Raw genomic sequence first — 16887 nt, 5'->3', positions numbered from 1 at the left:
CAAGGTTCGGGGGCTGCGCTATAACGCGGCGTCCCGGTGATTCGGTCCCCTCGCCGAGCCCGGCACCGCGGGATCCGGGCGTCCGATCGGGCCGCCGCGTCCGCGGCGAACCGGCCTGCGCGTCGTCGGACGATGCGCCAAAGGAGCGCGCCATGCGCGGAAGAACGGGTTTTCGCGGCTGCGGGGCGCTCGCCCTCGCGGCCCTCGCGGTCGGGGCCGCCGGCCTGCCGGCGCGGGCCGCCTCCTTCGAGTTCGTGCCGGCGCCCCAGGCCGACCTCAACCGGGTCTACCGGGTCGACAAGGCCACGGGCGAGGTCATCTCCTGCCAGTACGGGCTGCAGGAGAACACCATCGGGACGACCCTCTGCTTCGGTCCCGGCGAGGGCGCCGGGCCCCAGGCGCCCTCGGAGTACAGCCTGGTGGCCTCGCGCCACCTGCGCGAGGCCGGGGTCTTCCGGGTCAACCAGCGCACCGGCGCGATGAGCATCTGCTACGTGCTCGACGACGCCGTCGTCTGCACCCCGCAGGCGAATGCGGGCGGCGGCGAGGCGGGCGGCCGGGTGGCCACCGGCGGCGCCGCGCCGGCCCCGAAGCCGTGAGGCGCCAGCCCGTCGCCGCGGGCGCGGCCGGGACGGCGCTTCCGCCTCCTTCAGCCCCGTGCTAGGGGCCACTCGGCCCTCGAGGCCGAGGGCTCAGCCGGCCCGTCGGCCCTCGAGAGACGCAACCGCAGCGAACGCCATGCCGCCCGACCCCTATCCGCGCCGCTCCCGCCGGGGCCCCGCGTGAGCACCCAGGACCTCAAGCGCGCCGCGGCCGCCCGCGCGGTCGCGCTCGTGACGGACGGCATGCGGCTCGGGCTCGGCACCGGCTCGACCGCGGCCTTCTTCGTGGAACTGCTCGGGGCGCGGGTGCGCCAGGGCCTCGCCGTCATCGGGGTGCCGACCTCGGAGGCGACCCGCGCGGCGGCGCAGGCCGCCGGCATCCCGCTCACCACCCTCGACGAGACCCCCGAGCTCGACCTGACGGTCGACGGCGCCGACGAGATCGACGCAGGGCTGCGCCTCGTCAAGGGCGGCGGCGGCGCCCTCCTGCGGGAGAAGATCGTGGCGGCGGCGAGCCGCCGCATGGTGGTGATCGCCGACGGCGACAAGCGGGTCGCGGTCCTCGGGCGCTTCCCGCTGCCGATCGAGGTGGTGCCCTTCGGTCTCGGCGCGACCCGGCGGGCCGTCGAGGCGGCGCTCCCCCGGGCCGGCTGCGCGGGCGCGCTCACCCTGCGGCAGGCCGCCGACGGGTCCGCCCTCGTCACCGATGGCGGCCACCTGATCCTCGACGCCCATCTGGGCCGCATCCCCGACCCGGACGCCCTGGCGCACGCGCTCGCGGCGATCCCGGGCGTGGTCGAGCACGGCCTGTTCCTCGGCCTCGCCACCGGCGCGATCCTGGCCTCCCGCGAGCCTGCCTCCTTCGGGGAGGCGGCCTCCCGCGGGGAGGCAGGCTCCCCCGGGGAGGCGGCCCCGCCCGGCGGGGGCGCGCCCCGCCTCGATCTCCTCGGGACGGTCTGACGAGCCGCCTCCCGCCCCGATCCCGGCGCCTCCGGTTCTCGGCGGCCACACCCACCCCGGAGCTTCCCCCATGTCCCCGCGCCGTTCCCCAGCCCTCCTGGCGGGCGTCCTCGCCGCACTCCTGGCCGCCCCGGCGGCGGCCCAGCAGCGCCCGGCCGCGCCCGCCCCTGCGCCCGCCCCGGCCCCGGCCGCCCCGGCGGCGCCCCAGAGGGACGGGATCAGCCCGAGCCACTTCGCGCTCGCCCGCGAGGTGATGCTCTCCTCCGGCATCGCCCGCTCGTTCGACTCGATCCTCCCGGCCTTCGGCGAGCAGATCAAGCAGGCGGCGGTCACCCGGCCGGAGCTGAACAAGGACCTCGGCGACGTCATCGACAAGATGCAGCCCGAGCTCGAGCTCCAGAAGCAGCGCATCATCGACATCGCCTCGCGGATCTACGCCTCGAAGCTGAGCGAGGCGGAGCTTCGCGACATCGCGGCGTTCTTCCGCTCGCCGGCCGGCAAGCGCTACGTCGAGACCCAGCCCCAGATCCTCGACGAGATGGTCCAGTCGATGCAGACCTGGACCCAGGAAGTCTCGGAATACATGATGGTCCGGGTCCGGGCCGAGATGGGCAAGCGCGGCCACCAGCTGCAGTAGGCGGGTGCCCTCCGACGCGCCGCTGCCCCGGCGCCTGGGGCGCCTCGGCGCCCTCGTGCTCGCCGCCCTGCCGCTGTGCATGGCGGCGGCCAACCGCTCGAGCCCGCTCGTGGTCGGGCTCGCCGGCCTCCTCGTCCTCGCGGCCGGGCTCCTGGAGGACCGCCGGGCGACCGCGGCCGCGCTCCTTCGCCCGCTCGCGACGCCGGCGGGCCTCGCGAGCCTCGCCTTCCTGGCCTGGTGCGTCCTGAGCCTCGCCTGGAGCCCGCTGCCGGGCCTCTCGCTGCGCACCCTGTCGGAGTTCCTGCCGGCCCTGGCCGGCGCGGCCCTGGTGGCGCGCCTCGCGCCGCCCCGGCTCGCGTCCGTCGCGCGCCCGGCGCTCGCGTGCCTGCTCGCCGCCTGCGCTTACGTGGTGGCGGACCTCGCCGCCGGCCTCGTCGTCCAGAAGGTGCTCGGCCTGCGGGTGGCGGCCTTCGTGTTCAACCGCCCGGTCCTCACCCTGATGCTGCTGGTGATCCCGCTGGCGGCCTTCCTCGCCCGGGGCGGCCGCCGCGGCCTCGCGCTCCTCGCGCTCGCGGCCTGCGCGGCGGCGGCCGGGCGCTCGGCGAGCGGCGCGGCGGTGCTCGGCCTCGCGGTGGCCGGCGTGACCTACGGGCTCGTGCGCTGGCTGCCGGCCCGGGCCGGGCTCGCCCTCGTCGGCGCCGGGCTCCTCGGCGCCCTGGTGCTGGCGCCCGTCGAGGGCGACGTCCTGGCCCGCACCATGCCGGAGGCCCTCCACCAGCGCCTCGCCGCGAGCAGCACGCGGGCCCGGGTCGCCATCGCGCGCAGCTTCGGCGCCGCGGTGGCGGCCGATCCCTGGCGCGGCGCCGGCTACGGCACCAGCGGGCGCTTCGAGGCGACGCCGGTCGCCGCCGCCCTCGACCCCGACATGCGGGTGCTGCTCGGCGTCGGCCATCCCCACAACAGCTTCCTGCAGGTCTGGGCCGAGCTCGGGGTGGTCGGGGCGAGCCTCGCCGGGATCGTGCTGGTCCTGACGCTGCGCGCGCTCGGCCGCTGGCCGCTCCCGGCCCGCGCCGCGGCCCTGAGCCTGCTCGCGGCCGGCGCCGCGGTGGCCTTCGTCGAGCACGGCGCCTGGCAGGCCTGGTGGACCGCGGGCGTCGGCGCGGCCGTCGCCTGGCTGCGGGCGACGCCCCATATGACGACGGCCTGAGGGCGAGCGGGGACCACCATGAGCCGAGACGAAACCGACACTTTCGACGTCGACCTGTTCGTGATCGGCGGCGGCTCCGGCGGCGTGCGCGCGGCCCGCATCGCCGCCGGCCACGGCGCGACGGTGCGCCTCGCCGAGGAGTACCGCGTCGGCGGCACCTGCGTGATCCGGGGCTGCGTGCCGAAGAAGCTGATGGTCTATGCCGGCCGCTTCGCCGACGAGTTCGAGGACGCCGCCGGGTTCGGCTGGCAGGTCGCGCCGCCGCAATTCGACTGGGCCACCCTGCGGGCGCGCCGGGACGCCGAGGTCACCCGGCTCGAGAGCATCTACGACACCAACCTGATGCGCGCCGGGGTCGAGGTGATCGCCGACCGCGCCGTGATCGAGGACCCCCACACGGTGCGCCTCGTGCGGTCGGGCGAGCGGGTGCGGGCCCGCACCATCCTGGTCGCGGTCGGCGCGCACCCGGTGAAGGAGCCGCTGATCCCGGGCGCGGAGCTCGCCATCACGTCGAACGAGGTGTTCGAGCTCGAGAGCCTGCCCGCGCGCATCCTGGTGGTCGGCGGCGGCTACATCGCGGTCGAGTTCGCGGGCATCTTCGCGGCGCTCGGCAGCCGCACGACGCTGCTGCACCGGGGCGACCGGCTGCTCCGGGGCTTCGACGGCGAGATCCGGCAGGCTCTCGGCGAGGCCTACGCCAAGCGCATGGACCTGCGCCTCGGCACCACCGTCCACCGCCTCGACCGGCGCGGCGGCGCGATCGCCGCGACCCTGCACGACGGCAGCGTGATCGAGGTCGACCAGGTGCTGGTCGCCACCGGCCGGCGCCCGAACGTCGCGGGCCTGGGCCTCGAGCGGGTCGGCATCGCCCTCGACGCTGCCGGGGCGGTCCCGGTCGACCGCTTCTCGCAGACCGCCGTGCCGTCGATCTACGCCGTCGGCGACGTCACGAACCGGGCCGCCCTGACGCCGATCGCCATCCGGGAGGGGCACGCCTTCGCCGACACGGTGTTCGGCGGCAGGCCCTGGGCGGTCGACCACGCCCTGATCCCGACCGCGGTCTTCTCCACGCCGGAGATCGGCGTCGTCGGCCACGGCGAGGAGGTGGCCCGCCGGCTCTGCGGCGAGATCGACGTCTACGAGGCCCGCTTCCGGCCCATGAAGGCGACCCTGTCGGGCCGCGACGAGCGCGTCCTCATGAAGATCGTGGTCGAGCGCGCCAGCGACCGGGTGGTGGGCGTCCACGTCCTCGGCCACGACGCCGGCGAGATCATCCAGGCCGTCGGCATCGCCGTGACGATGGGCGCTACCAAGGCCGATTTCGACCGCACCATCGCGGTCCATCCGACGGCCAGCGAGGAGCTCGTGACCATGCGCACGCCCGCGGTGGTCAAGCAGCCCGTGGCCGTGGGCTGAACGGCGCGGCCCCGCGCCCTGGAACCCGGGCCTGCGGGGCGGGCGCTCGCCAGGGCCGCGGGCGCTCGCCAGGGCCGCGCGGTGAGAACATTCATCGCGGCAGGGAACCCCGCGAGATCTCGGCTTTTCCTTGAGAATGATCGAGAACCACAGTAGATCGTCCCCGACGGTCTCGGACGCCTCAGGAACTGCGTGCTCAAGCTACATCTTGGCGATCAAAGCGGCCTGGCAGAGCGGCCTAAGTCCCGATCATCTCTTGGTGATTTCGCAATGTTCGCGGCGGCCGGGGATCCGGACCGGCCGGCCGGACCGTGCGGATCTTTGAGACAGCGGCCGCGGCGGCACGCTCCGCGGGTGCGGCCCGCGGGGCGGTCTCCGGGGTATCGCCTCCCGCCCCTCCGCGGATGGCCCGGCGCGCCCCGCGCGCCGCACCCGCCTCGCCCAGACCATGGAAGCGACACCCGACCGTGACACACGACGCATCCCCCACAGCGACGACCGGCCCGGGCCCGGAGAGGAGCGCCCGGCACGAGGTCGCCGACCTCGCCCGCGAGTTCGTGCGCCACTGCACCGCCTACCGCGACCCGCTGCCCTCGGCGGCATTCCAGCAGCTCGCCAACACCCTCGTGCCCTACCTGGCGCTGTGCGCCGCCCTGCTGTACGCGGCCGCGCACGGGTACGGGGCCCTCGCGCTCCCGCTCGCGCTGCCGGCCGGGGGGCTGCTGGTCCGGCTCTTCATCATCCAGCACGATTGCGGGCACGGGTCGTTCCTGCCCTCGCGGGCCGCCAACGACTGGCTCGGCCGCGCCCTGAGCCTCCTGACGGTGACGCCCTACGACAGCTGGAAGCGGGCGCACGCCCTGCACCACGCTTCGTCGGGGGACCTGAGCCGCCGGGGCACCGGCGACATCCAGACGCTGACGGTGCGGGAGTACCTCGACCGGACCCGCTGGGGACGCCTCCGGTACCGGCTCTACCGCAACCCGCTCATCCTCATCGTGCTCGGCTCGCCCCTGAACTTCCTCGTGCTGCAGCGGCTGCCCTCCGGGGCCGGCCTGCCGTGGCGCAGCGCGTGGCGGGACGTGCTGGCCCTCAACCTCGGCCTCGCGGCCGTCGTCGCGGTCCTGGCCTACGCCGCCGGCGGCCTCGGGCCCGTGGCCTGGGTGTTCGTCCCGGTGATCTGCGTCGCGGCCTGGATCGGCGGCTGGCTGTTCTACGTCCAGCACCAGTACGAGGAGACGGTGTGGGAGGATGCCGCCGACTGGAACCTGCACCACGCGGCCCTGGGCGGCAGCTCCTACTACGTCCTGCCGCCGATCCTGCAGTGGTTCACCGGGAACGTCGGCCTCCATCACGTCCACCACCTCAACAGCCGGATCCCGAACTACCGGCTCCAGGAATGCCTGGACGGCCACGCCGCGCTCGGGCGGGTCGGGCGGCTGACGCTGCGCGAGAGCCTGGGCTGCCTCGGGCTCGCCCTCTGGGACGAGGAGACCCGCAAGCTCGTCGGCTTCTCGCACCTGCGGACGCTCCGCGCCGCCTGAGACCCCGGCCCGCGAGGCGGCGCAGCCGCGCGCCGCCTGACGCCGCGAGGGTCCCCTCGCTTCCGCCGCCGAACCGCCCTATAAGCCCGGCTCCCCGGGCGCGCCCGCGCGCATGGACTCGGACGAGGTGTGCAGGAGAGGACGATGAGCGAGCGCTGGACCCCCTCGAACTGGCGGCGGCTGCCGATCCAGCAGGTTCCGGACTATCCGGATGCGGCGGCCCTCGAGGCGGTGGAGCGCCAGCTCGCGAGCTTTCCTCCCCTGGTGTTCGCGGGCGAGGCCCGCAAGCTGAGGAAGAGCCTCGCCACGGTGGCGGCCGGGGAGGCGTTCCTGCTCCAGGGCGGCGACTGCGCCGAGAGCTTCGACGAGCACTCGGCCGACAACATCCGCGATTTCTTCCGCGTCTTCCTGCAGATGGCGCTGGTCCTGACCTTCGCGGGCGGCTCGCCGGTGGTGAAGGTCGGCCGCATCGCCGGGCAGTTCGCCAAGCCCCGCTCGTCCCCGACCGAGACGGTGGGCGGCGTCGCGCTCCCGAGCTACCGGGGCGACATCGTCAACGGCCTCGGCTTCACGCAGGAGGAGCGGATCCCCGATCCGCGGCGCCAGGTCGAGGCCTACCGCCAGTCGGCCGCGACCCTCAACCTGCTGCGCGCCTTCGCGACGGGCGGCTACGCCAACCTGGAGAACGCGCACCGCTGGATGCTCGGCTTCGTCAAGGACTCGCCCCAGTCCTCGGCCTACGCCGACCTGGCCCAGCGCATGACCGAGACGCTCGACTTCATGCGGGCGATCGGGATCAACCCGGAGACGCACCAGGAGGTGCGCCAGACCGATTTCTACACGAGCCACGAGGCGCTGCTGCTCGGCTACGAGCAGGCCCTGACCCGCGTCGATTCGACGAGCGGCGACTGGTACGCCACCTCGGGCCACATGCTGTGGATCGGCGACCGCACCCGGCAGGCGGACCACGCCCACGTCGAGTACGCCCGCGGGATCAGGAACCCGGTCGGCCTCAAGTGCGGCCCCTCGCTCCGGCCCGACGACCTCGTCCGGCTCATCGACCTCCTGAACCCGCAGGACGAGGCGGGCCGCCTGACCCTGATCTGCCGCTTCGGGGCGGACAAGGTCGGCGAGCACCTGCCCGGTCTGGTCCGGGCGGTCGAGCGCGAGGGGCGCACGGTGGTGTGGTCGTGCGATCCGATGCACGGCAACACCGTGACGGCGAGCGGCTACAAGACCCGCCCCTTCGACCGGGTGATGAAGGAGATCCAGGGCTTCTTCGACGTCCACCGGGCGGAGGGCACCCACGCGGGCGGCATCCACCTCGAGATGACCGGCAAGAACGTCACCGAGTGCACCGGCGGCGCGCGGGCCCTCACGGCCGAGGACCTCCAGGACCGCTACCACACCTACTGCGACCCGCGCCTCAACGCCGAGCAGGCCCTCGAGGTGGCGTTCCTGACGGCCGACCTCGTCAAGCGCGAGCGCAAGGACCACGAGCGGCCGCGGATCGAGGCGGCCGAGTAGGCGCGCCCCACCGCGAAAGAGCCGGGGCGCCATCACGACGATGGGTCGCCCCGGCCCGCTGATCGACCGACCTCGCCGAATCCCGGCGAAGTCGTCTCAGTGAAGATAGCCCAGGAAGAACAGGATCAGGATGATCGGCAACGGAATCCCGATCAACCACAGAAGCCCACCCTTCATCATCGACGCCTCCATCGTTCACGAATACTTGTTCGAAGGAGAAACGAGGCGGTGACGACTCGGTTCCGCTGAGCAACGCCGGCGAGGGGCCGGCCGCGGGCGGGCCCCGGCTCCGGCGGGACCTTGGGCCGGCATCCGCCGCCCGCGACGGCGGCGTGCCCGCTCACGCCGCGCGCTCGATGGCGGCATGAGCCGCCACGCTGATGCCGTCGCGGCCGCGGGCCTTGGCGGCGTAGAGGGCGGCGTCGGCCCGGGCGATGACCGCCTGGATGTCGGCATCCTCCGGCCCGGCCACCGCGACCCCGATGCTGATCGTGACGGCGATGCGGTGCGGGCCGTCCAGCGTGGCGGCGGCCCGCACCGCGGCGCACAGGCGCCCGGCGACGGCCGCGGCCTCCTCGGCGCCGAGGCCGCGCAGGAGCACCACGAACTCCTCGCCGCCGAAGCGCGCGACCGTGTCGGTGGCCCGCAGGGTCTCGGCCAGGAGATTGCCCACGGAGCGGATCACCGCGTCGCCGGCGGCGTGGCCGTGGACGTCGTTGACCCGCTTGAAGTGGTCGATGTCGGCCACTAGGACGGCGACGCCGCGGCGCGCGGAGCGGACCTGCGCGAAGGCCTCCTCGGCCGGGGCCGTGAAGCCGCGCCGGTTGAGCAGGCCCGTGAGGGAATCGGTGCCGACGGCGAGGCGCAGGGCCTCGATCTCGCGCCGGTAGGCCGCGGTGGACAGGGTCGAGCGCGCCTCGGCGGCGCTGAGCTCCCGCTCGGCGACGCCGAGGCGCCGCAGCAGCGAGCGCAGGGCGGCCGAGAGGGCCACGAACTCCCGGGCGCCGCCCAGCCGCGGCAGCATGGTGGCCGACGGGTCGCGCCCGATGCGGTCCGCCGCCAGGGTCATCTGCCGCAGCGGGGCCGCGGCCCTCCGCCCGATGAGCCAGGCGAGGGCGATCCCGGCCGCCGCCACGGCGGCGGCGAGGGCCGAAAGGCCCCGCACCGCGGCGCCGACCGGCGCGAGGGCGAGGGCGGCCGGGCGGCGCGCCACCACGATCCAGCCGAGGCTCGCGCCCTCTCCCCGGCGCGACGCCGACGCGCCCGCCACCGCGAAGCCCGCGAGCATCGGCTCGCCCGGCGGCTCGCCCAGCGTCCCGGCCGCCAGCGCGCCCCTGTCCCGGGCCGCCATGGCCGCGACCTCGGCGGGCGGGAACGGCACGGAGCCGAGGTCGCGGCCGAGGACCACGCGGCCGGTCCGGTCGAGGATCCAGATCTCGGTCCCGTCCCCGGGGGCTTCCTGAGCGAGCAGGCGGCGGCGCACGGTCTCGGCCCAGGCCCAGCTCAGGTGCGCGCCCAGCACGCCGGTCACGGCCCCGTCCGCGTCGCGCACCGGGGCCGCGAGGTCGACAAGGCGGAACGGCTCCGCCTCGCCGCCGCGCCCGAGGAGGCCTGCGAGCAGCACCGCCTCGTGCACGTCGCCGAGGGCGGGGCCGCGCAGGCCGGCGGCGAACCAGGGCCGGCCCGCCACCGAGGCGCCCTCCAGCAGGCGCTGCGTCGCGGACCGCACGGTGCCGTCCGGCCCGACGAAGCCGATCCAGGCGTAGTCCGGCTGCGAGACGTGCAGCGCGTCCAGGACCGTGCGCACCGTCGCCGGCGCCGCGTGCCAGAGCGGGCGCATGGGTTCGAGGCCGGCGAGGGTCTGCACCTCGCGAAAACGCTCCCGCAGGGCGCCGTCGAGGATGGAGGCCATGGTGGCGGCGAGCTGCGCCATGTTCGCCTCGACCAGCCGGATCGCGGCGCGGCGCTCGATCCAGATCGCCCCCCCGGCGGTCGTCCCGACCAGGACGAGGCAGAGCAGGCCGACGAGGGCGGCGAGCTGGTGTTCGAAGCGCAGGCGACTCGCGAGCGGCACGGGCACTCAGTTCCCCCGACGGTGCCGCCCGTTCTCTCTCCGGCCCGCCAACAAAGCGTTCAGCACTTCGCTCAATTGCGCGCCAACGCCGCTCTCCCCGGTCCACGGCCGGGGCCGGGCCCGCCGGACGCGGAGCCGGGCCGGCCGGCGCCGGTCGCCCGGCCGGCGCGTTGCACGGGATCATCCCGGAAATACACTGGACAAACTGTCCGGCCCGAGTAGCATCGGGTGGCTTCAACAAGCGACACTCTGAACAGCCCCGCCGTGCCCCCGCCGGCGGGGTTCTTTTGTGGCGCGCCCGCGGGCGCGCCGTCCCGGCGCCTCACATCGGGTCGTCCTCGCCCATCTCGCCCACGGGCTGCATGCGCTGCGGCGAGACCAGGGCCATCATCCTGCCCCCCTTCATCTTGACAATCATGAGGCGGCGGCCGGTCGCCCGGTCGGTGGCGACCGCCGTCTCCAGGGTCTGCGCCTGGAACGGCGACAGGGTGAACTCGTGGCCCCAGGCCGTGAAGGTGCCCTGCGCCACGGCGCTGCCGAGGCCGCCCGCCGCCACGAGGCCCCCCGCGATGAGAATCCGCTTGAGCATGATCGATCGTCCCTCTGATGCCCGGCCTGCCGTCGCGGGCCGCTGAGCGGACGGGGAGCCCGTCGCGCACGCCGCCGGCCCCGCGCGGCCGTCCCGCGGTGCCGTGCTGCCGGGTTCGCCCGGAGACGCCCGCGGTTACGGCGGTCCGGCAGGGGCGTTGATCGGAAGGACACATCGGCGCGCGATCTCCCGCCGGTGAGGCGGTTTTCCTCGACGCGGTCGCGCCGCGGCTGGTAGGACGACGGGATTCACCTGCGGCCCCGCTCGGCCCGATCGCGCGGGCGCCGGGACGCGGCGCGCCGGGCCCGGCCACGCTCCGTTCGATCCAGCGAGTTCCGATGCCTGCTTCCGCCCACGCCCCCGCGCCCATCGTGGTGTTCGACCTCGACGGCACGCTCGCCGAGACGGCCGGGGACCTGATCGCCACGCTCAACGTCATCCTGACGCGGGAGGGCCTGCCGGCGGTCGACGTGGCGCAGGCGCGGGAGCTGATCGGCGCCGGTGCCCGGGCGCTCATCGAGCGGGGCTTCGCGGCGGCGGGGCGCGAGCTGGCGCCGGACCGCCTGGACGCGCTGTTCCGGGTCTTCATCGCCCATTACGGCCAGCACCTGTGCGACGCCTCGCACCTCTTCCCCGGCGTCGAGGCCGCCCTCGACCGGCTGGAGCAGGCGGGCTACCGGCTGGCGGTCTGCACCAACAAGCCGGAATCGCACTCGATCCGGCTCCTCGACCTCCTCGGCATCGGCGGGCGCTTCGCGGCGATCTGCGGCCGCGACACGTTCCCGTACTTCAAGCCCGATCCCCGCCACCTGACCGAGACGATCGCCCGCGCGGGCGGCGACCCGGCCCGCGCCGTGATGGTGGGGGATTCCCGCACCGACATCGCCACCGCGAAGGCGGCCGGGGTGCCGGTGGTGGCGGTGCCGTTCGGCTACACCGACGTGCCCGTCGAGGATCTCGACCCCGACGTCGTCATCGAGCATTTCGACGCGCTCTACGACGCCGTCGCGCGCCTCGGGGCCGGCGCCCGCAGCGCCGCCTGAGGTCGGCCCGTCCGGCACCGGACCGGCTGCACGGCGGGCGCGGCGGGGAGCGAACCCGCGATCCTGCGCGCGTGACGCGGGCGCTCCCGGACGCGGCTCCCGCGCCCGCCGCGCGCCGCCGGTCGGGCGCCGGGCCGTGCCCTGGATTGCGGCCGCGGCGGGGCTAGATGCTGCGGCAGCCCTCCGCAAGCGAGACCCCGCGATGCCGCCAGAGCCAGACGCCCGCCCGACCCTCGCGGCCCCGGACGATGATCCCTACCTCTGGCTGGAGGAGATCGACGGCGCGCGGGCCCTGGCCTGGGTCGAGGCGCAGAACGCCGCGACCCTCGAGGCCTTCGCGGACGGGCGCTACGCCGCCGACCGCGACGGGCTGAAGGCCGCCCTCGACCGGCCGGACAAGATCCCGGGCGTCACCCGCCGCGGCGGCTGGCTCTACAACCTCTGGCAGGATGCCGAGCATCCCCGCGGGCTGTGGCGCCGCACCACCCTGGCGTCCTACCGCGGCCCCGACCCCGACTGGGAGGTGCTGCTCGACCTCGACGCGCTGGCGCGGGAGGAGGGCGCGGACTGGGTCTGGAGCGGCGCCGTCAGCCTCCCGGAGGCGCACGACCGCGCCCTCGTGCAGCTCTCGCGCGGCGGCGGCGACGCCACGGTGGCGCGGGAGTTCGATCTCGCCGGCCGGGCCTTCGTGCCGGACGGCTTCGCGCTGCCGGAGGGCAAGCACATCCCGGTCTGGCTCGACCGCGACACGCTGCTGCTGGCGAGCCCGCTCGGCGACGGGATGGCGACCCGCTCCGGCTACGCCCGCACGGTGCGGCTCTGGCGGCGCGGCAGCGACCTCCGGGAGGCCCCGGTGATCTTCTCGGCCTCCGAGGACAGCATGGTGGCGTACGGCTACCCGGATCGCGGGGCCGTGCCGGAGCGCCTCGTCTTCGTGGAGCGCACCGGCTTCTTCGACGGCACCATCGACCTCGGCGACCGCACCGGGCCGAGGGCGCGCCTCGACGTGCCGACCGACGCCGACGCGCACTGGCACCGCGGCTTCCTGGCGATCCGCACCCGCTCGCCCTGGAGCGTCGGCGCCGAGACCTACCCGCCCGACAGCGTGCTGGGCATCGGGCTCGACGCCTTCCTGGCGGGCGGGCGGACCTTCGCGGTGCTGTTCACCCCGGGGCCGCGCCGGGCGCTCCAGGGCTTCTTCTGGACGGGCGGGCAGCTGGTGCTCTCGGTCCTCGACGACCTGAAGGCGCGCTTCCCCGTGTTCACGCCGTCGGAGGCCGGCTGGGCCGAGGGACGGGTCCGGGGCCTGCCGGAGCTCGGCGTCGTCAGCGTCTGGTCCCTCGACGGCGACGAGGACGAGTCGAACGGCGACCTCCTGGCGGCCGCCAACGACCCGGTCACGCCCTCGACCCTGCTGATGACCCGGGCCGACCTCCCGGCCCCGACGCTCCTGAAGCAGGCGCCGGCCCTGTTCGAGGCCGAGGGCCTCGCGGTCACCCGGCACGAGGCCGTGTCCTCGGACGGCGAGCGCATCCCCTACGTCCAGGCGGGGCCGCCGGGGGAGACCGGCGCGGCGCCGGTGCACCTCTCCGGCTACGGCGGGTTCCAGGTCACCAACCTCGCCGGCTACTCGGCCGTCCTCGGCCGGCTCTGGCTCGCCAAGGGCGGCACCCGCGTGGTCGCCAGCATCCGCGGCGGCGGCGAGTTCGGCACGCGCTGGCACGAGGCCGGCCGGCGCGAGGGCAAGGCCCTCACCCACGACGATTTCGCCGCGGTGGCCGCCGACCTCGTGCGGCGCGGCGTGACGCGGCCGGGCCGCATCGCCGCGGAAGGCGGCTCGAACGGCGGCCTGCTGATCGCCAACATGCTGACGCGCTACCCCGAGCGCTTCGGCGCCCTCTTCTGCACCGTGCCGCTGATCGACATGCGCCGCTACCCGCGGCTGCTGGCCGGCGCGAGCTGGGTGGCGGAGTACGGCGACCCGGAGAACCCGGACGACTGGGCCTTCCTGCAGCGCATCTCGGCCTACCACGCCGCGGAGGCCGGCCGGCCCTACCCGCCGATCCTGATCGCCACCACCCGCCGGGACGACCGCGTCCATCCCGGCCACGCCCGCAAGATGGCGGCGAAGCTCCAGGGCCTGGGCTACGACGCCCGCTTCTACGAGCCCGAGGCGGGCGGGCACTCGCACGGCAAGAACAGCGCCGAGACCGCGGCCTTCGCGGCCCTCGGCGCCGCGTTCCTGCGCCGCTCCATCGGCTGGGAGCCGGAGGTGGCGGGGGCGTGAGCGGCTCTCCGCGCCCTGCGTAGTCGGGCGCCGGAACCCGCGCCGCGGCGGCGCGTCGATTCGGAGCGCGGCCGGGCGAGGCCCGCGCGCGATCCGCCAGAGGCCCCTGCCATGCGCGCTCCCGTACTCCTCGCGGTCCTGGCCACGCTCGGGGCCTCGCAGGCCGGGGCCGGGGTGCTGATCAGGGTCGACAAGACGACCCAGCGCATGCACGTCGCGGTGGACGGCCGGGCCCTGTACGACTGGCCGGTCTCGACCGGCCAGCCCGGCTACAGCACGCCGGGCGGCGCCTACACGCCCTCCCGCCTCGTGCGCGATCACCGCTCGCGCGAGTGGGACGACGCGCCGATGCCCCACGCGATCTTCTTCACCGGGCGCGGCCACGCCATCCACGGCAGCGGGCACACCGGCCGGCTCGGCAGCCCGGCCTCGCACGGCTGCGTCCGCCTCGCGCCCGGCAAGGCCGCGCTCCTGTACGCGCTCGTCGCGGCCGAGGGACTGTCGAGCACCCGGGTGGTGATCGGTGGGGACGAGACCCGGCTCGCGCGGCGGGTGGCGCCGGAGCGGATGCGCGCACCCGCCGCGGCGCAGGCGCGGCTCGGCCGCACGCTCCGGGCCGAACCCGCGCTGCGCGCCGAGCCCGCGCTACGCGCCCGACCTGCGCTGCGCGCCGAACCCGCCTGGCGGGTGCGCCCCGGCTACGATCCTGGGTTCCAGCCCGTCGGTAGCGCGTACGTGCCGGCCTACGACCCCGCCTGGTAGGGTCCCGCCGCGCAGGGACCGGACCCGGCATGCCGCCGGGCTGAGCGAAAAATGATCGCGCCTTGCCCGCATTGGGCGAAAACCTGGCGCCTTGGCCGTTGACAGGACGGCCGGCACCTAAGAAAAAAGGCCACACGCGAGGTGTGGCCCAAGTCTAGGGAGGAAACGCCCAAAGAGGGCTGCAACACGACGACGCCATCGCCGTGCTGCAATGCAAAACTACGCCCCGCGGCGCGACAAGCGATTTCTCACAGCCTTGCCCTTGCGTGAGAAGCGCGACGTTTTTTTACAACAGTCGTATTTGACGCAATCCAATCGCACTCCGATGCGGGCTGCCCGAACGCGGTCCGGTGCGGCCGGGCGCCCGCGGCCGGGACGCGGGAACCCTGGAGGCGGGCGTGACGCAAACCCCGGAGCCGGCCACGCGGGCGATCCGCGTCCGCGGCCAGACCCTCAACGTCGCCGAGGCGGGGCCCGAGACCGGGCCCCTGGTCGTCCTGCTGCACGGCTTCCCGGAATTCTGGTGGGGCTGGCGGCACCAGATCGGGCCGCTCGCCGAGGCCGGGATGCGCGTCGTGGCGCCCGACCAGCGCGGCTACAACCTCAGCAGCAAGCCCGACGATCTCGCCGCCTACCATCTCGACCGGCTGGCCGCGGACGTGATCGGGCTCGCCGATGCCTACGGCCGCGACCGGATCAGCGTCGTCGGGCACGATTGGGGCGGCCTCGTCGCCTGGTGGGCCGCCGCGCAGCACCCGGGCCGGATCGAGCGCGCGGCGATCCTCAACGCCCCCCATCCCGACGTGTTCGGGGCCTACGCGCGGCGCCACCCGAGCCAGGCGCTCCGCAGCACCTACGTCGGCCTCTTCCAGCTGCCCTGGCTGCCGGAGGCTGCCCTGCGGGCGGGCGGCTTCCTGGGCTTGCGCCGCGCGCTCGCGACCAGCAGCCGGCCCGGCACTTTTACGCCGGCCGACCTCGACCGCTACGCCGCGGCCTGGCGGCAGCCGGGCGCGCTCACCGGCATGCTGAACTGGTACCGCGCCCTGCGGCTCGCCCGCCGCGCCGCGCCCGCGCCGGTCCGGCCCCCCGTCCTGGTGCTGTGGGGCGAGAAGGACACGGCCCTCGAGACGGGGCTCGCGCGCGCGAGCCTCGCCCTGTGCGAGGCCGGCAGCGCGCGCTGGTTCCCCGAGGCCACGCACTGGGTGCAGCACGAGGAGGTGGCGGCCGTCAACGCGGCGCTCCTGGCCTTCCTGGCCCCGGCCCGGACCGGGGCGCCGCCGCCCGGCGCCGGGCGGGATCCCGACGCCGGGCCACTCCCCGAGACCGGGCAGGATCTCAGCGCCAGGCCGACGCCGGACCCCGCGCCGGGTTAGCGCGGCGCGCGGGAGCGCCCCTCGTCCCCTGTGGCCGAGATGCGTCACCCGGGCCGCCACGCGCGGGGCTGCCTTGACCCTGCCGCAGGCGGTGGCCATCCGGACGCTCACGCCTTCAGCAATCAGGGGTGGGGAGATGACCCGTCGATACCTGGCGCCGCTCTGCGGCGTCGTCCTTCTGGCGCTCGCCGGCGCCGCGCCGGCCGGCGCCGCGCCGTCTGGCGCCGCGAGCCTGCTCGAGAGCGGGCCGCTCGCGGATTTCCTGACCGTCTTCCGGCAGCAGGGGGTGCCGCGCCAGACCATCGGCTGGAACAGCCCCTACAAGCCCGGCACCGTGGTGATCTCCACCAGCCAGAGGCGGCTCTACTACATCCTGCCCGACCAGGAGGCCGTCCAGTACGGCGTCGGCGTCGGGCGCGAGGGCTTCTCCTGGTCCGGCACCAAGGCCGTGACGATGAAGAAGGAGTGGCCCTCCTGGCGGCCGCCGGAGCAGATGCTGAAGCGCCGCCCGGACCTGCCGCGCTACATGGCGGGCGGCACCGAGAACCCGCTCGGCGCGCGGGCGCTCTACCTCGGCTCGAGCCTCTACCGCATCCACGGCTCGAACGAGCCGGAGACCATCGGGGCCGCGGTGTCGTCCGGCTGCATCCGGATGACGAACCGGGACATCATCGACCTCTACGGCCGGGTCAAGGTCGGCACCAAGGTCGTGGTGCTGCCCTAGCGGCACCCGGCCGCGCGGCCCTGACGGGACGCCCCGGACCTCGCTGCGGCCCGCCTCCCGCGTCGGCGCGGAGGCGCTCTCCCGCGGGCGGGCGCCCGGGCGCGGCTCAGCGCCGCGGCGCCCGGTCGAGCCCGGCGCGCCG

At 75.3% G+C, this 16887-nt stretch carries 13 protein-coding genes and 1 pseudogene; 12 read left to right on the top strand and 2 right to left on the bottom strand.

The window, feature by feature from the left end:
• The first annotated feature begins 152 nt into the window (after nucleotides 1-152).
• From DT057_RS02005 to DT057_RS01975, 7 genes and pseudogenes are all read left to right on the top strand, one after another.
• On the top strand, nucleotides 153-599 hold the full coding sequence (locus DT057_RS02005; protein WP_128560454.1) for a hypothetical protein: 447 nt from the start codon (nucleotides 153-155) through the stop codon (nucleotides 597-599).
• Nucleotides 600-782: 183 nt separating this feature from the next.
• A pseudogene (gene rpiA, locus DT057_RS02000) lies at nucleotides 783-1454 on the top strand (ribose-5-phosphate isomerase RpiA); the annotation flags it as partial.
• Between the two features lie 178 nt (nucleotides 1455-1632).
• A complete protein-coding gene (locus DT057_RS01995) occupies nucleotides 1633-2199 on the top strand; it encodes a DUF2059 domain-containing protein (protein WP_128560452.1) in 567 nt (188 codons plus the stop codon).
• A gap of 4 nt (nucleotides 2200-2203) precedes the next feature.
• On the top strand, nucleotides 2204-3406 hold the full coding sequence (locus DT057_RS01990) for an O-antigen ligase family protein (RefSeq protein WP_238312677.1): 1203 nt from the start codon (nucleotides 2204-2206) through the stop codon (nucleotides 3404-3406).
• 18 nt (nucleotides 3407-3424) lie between these two features.
• Nucleotides 3425-4822 carry a glutathione-disulfide reductase gene (gene gor / locus DT057_RS01985; RefSeq protein ID WP_128560451.1) on the top strand — a complete coding sequence of 466 codons (1398 nt, stop codon included), beginning with the start codon at nucleotides 3425-3427 and terminating at the stop codon, nucleotides 4820-4822.
• Between the two features lie 467 nt (nucleotides 4823-5289).
• Nucleotides 5290-6366 carry a fatty acid desaturase gene (locus tag DT057_RS01980; RefSeq protein ID WP_238312675.1) on the top strand — a complete coding sequence of 359 codons (1077 nt, stop codon included), beginning with the start codon at nucleotides 5290-5292 and terminating at the stop codon, nucleotides 6364-6366.
• A gap of 144 nt (nucleotides 6367-6510) precedes the next feature.
• Nucleotides 6511-7893, top strand: a complete 1383-nt coding sequence (locus tag DT057_RS01975; RefSeq protein ID WP_128560449.1) for a class II 3-deoxy-7-phosphoheptulonate synthase — start codon at nucleotides 6511-6513, stop codon at nucleotides 7891-7893.
• Nucleotides 7894-8233: 340 nt separating this feature from the next.
• On the opposite strand, the gene DT057_RS01970 is transcribed toward DT057_RS01975, so the two are convergent.
• On the bottom strand, nucleotides 8234-9967 hold the full coding sequence (locus DT057_RS01970) for a sensor domain-containing diguanylate cyclase (protein ID WP_128560448.1): 1734 nt from the start codon (nucleotides 9965-9967) through the stop codon (nucleotides 8234-8236).
• A 322-nt stretch (nucleotides 9968-10289) separates the two neighbouring features.
• Nucleotides 10290-10556, bottom strand: coding sequence for a hypothetical protein (locus tag DT057_RS01965; RefSeq protein ID WP_128560447.1), 267 nt, complete (start codon nucleotides 10554-10556; stop codon nucleotides 10290-10292).
• Between the two features lie 338 nt (nucleotides 10557-10894).
• Between DT057_RS01965 and gph the strand changes: the two genes are divergently transcribed.
• From gph to DT057_RS01940, 5 genes are all read left to right on the top strand, one after another.
• Nucleotides 10895-11599: a phosphoglycolate phosphatase gene (gph, locus tag DT057_RS01960; protein WP_128560446.1), complete on the top strand. Its 705-nt coding sequence runs from the start codon at nucleotides 10895-10897 to the stop codon at nucleotides 11597-11599.
• A 202-nt stretch (nucleotides 11600-11801) separates the two neighbouring features.
• Nucleotides 11802-13886 (top strand): prolyl oligopeptidase family serine peptidase, encoded by a 2085-nt coding sequence (locus tag DT057_RS01955; RefSeq protein ID WP_128560445.1) that lies wholly within the window; start codon nucleotides 11802-11804, stop codon nucleotides 13884-13886.
• 111 nt (nucleotides 13887-13997) lie between these two features.
• Nucleotides 13998-14648 (top strand): L,D-transpeptidase, encoded by a 651-nt coding sequence (locus tag DT057_RS01950; RefSeq protein ID WP_128560444.1) that lies wholly within the window; start codon nucleotides 13998-14000, stop codon nucleotides 14646-14648.
• A 398-nt stretch (nucleotides 14649-15046) separates the two neighbouring features.
• Nucleotides 15047-16021 (top strand): alpha/beta fold hydrolase, encoded by a 975-nt coding sequence (locus tag DT057_RS01945; RefSeq protein ID WP_203236161.1) that lies wholly within the window; start codon nucleotides 15047-15049, stop codon nucleotides 16019-16021.
• A 136-nt stretch (nucleotides 16022-16157) separates the two neighbouring features.
• Complete coding sequence (locus tag DT057_RS01940) at nucleotides 16158-16745, top strand: L,D-transpeptidase (protein ID WP_128560443.1); 588 nt, start codon at nucleotides 16158-16160, stop codon at nucleotides 16743-16745.
• Nucleotides 16746-16887: the final 142 nt, after the last annotated feature.

Source organism: Methylobacterium crusticola, assembly GCF_003574465.1.
Taxonomy (GTDB): Bacteria; Pseudomonadota; Alphaproteobacteria; order Rhizobiales; family Beijerinckiaceae; genus Methylobacterium; species Methylobacterium crusticola.
This window is presented reverse-complemented; position numbering and strand designations above follow the sequence as displayed.

Bases quoted from the DNA above. Each gene is read 5' to 3' on its own strand.
- DT057_RS01950 (WP_128560444.1), top strand. From the start codon at position 13,998: ATGCGCGCTCCCGTACTCCTCGCGGTCCTGGCCACGCTCGGGGCCTCG.
- DT057_RS01965 (WP_128560447.1), bottom strand. From the start codon at position 10,556: ATGCTCAAGCGGATTCTCATCGCGGGGGGCCTCGTGGCGGCGGGCGGC.
- DT057_RS01955 (WP_128560445.1), top strand. From the start codon at position 11,802: ATGCCGCCAGAGCCAGACGCCCGCCCGACCCTCGCGGCCCCGGACGAT.
- DT057_RS02005 (WP_128560454.1), top strand. From the start codon at position 153: ATGCGCGGAAGAACGGGTTTTCGCGGCTGCGGGGCGCTCGCCCTCGCG.
- gor (WP_128560451.1), top strand. From the start codon at position 3,425: ATGAGCCGAGACGAAACCGACACTTTCGACGTCGACCTGTTCGTGATC.
- DT057_RS01975 (WP_128560449.1), top strand. From the start codon at position 6,511: ATGAGCGAGCGCTGGACCCCCTCGAACTGGCGGCGGCTGCCGATCCAG.
- gph (WP_128560446.1), top strand. From the start codon at position 10,895: ATGCCTGCTTCCGCCCACGCCCCCGCGCCCATCGTGGTGTTCGACCTC.
- DT057_RS01995 (WP_128560452.1), top strand. From the start codon at position 1,633: ATGTCCCCGCGCCGTTCCCCAGCCCTCCTGGCGGGCGTCCTCGCCGCA.
- DT057_RS01940 (WP_128560443.1), top strand. From the start codon at position 16,158: ATGACCCGTCGATACCTGGCGCCGCTCTGCGGCGTCGTCCTTCTGGCG.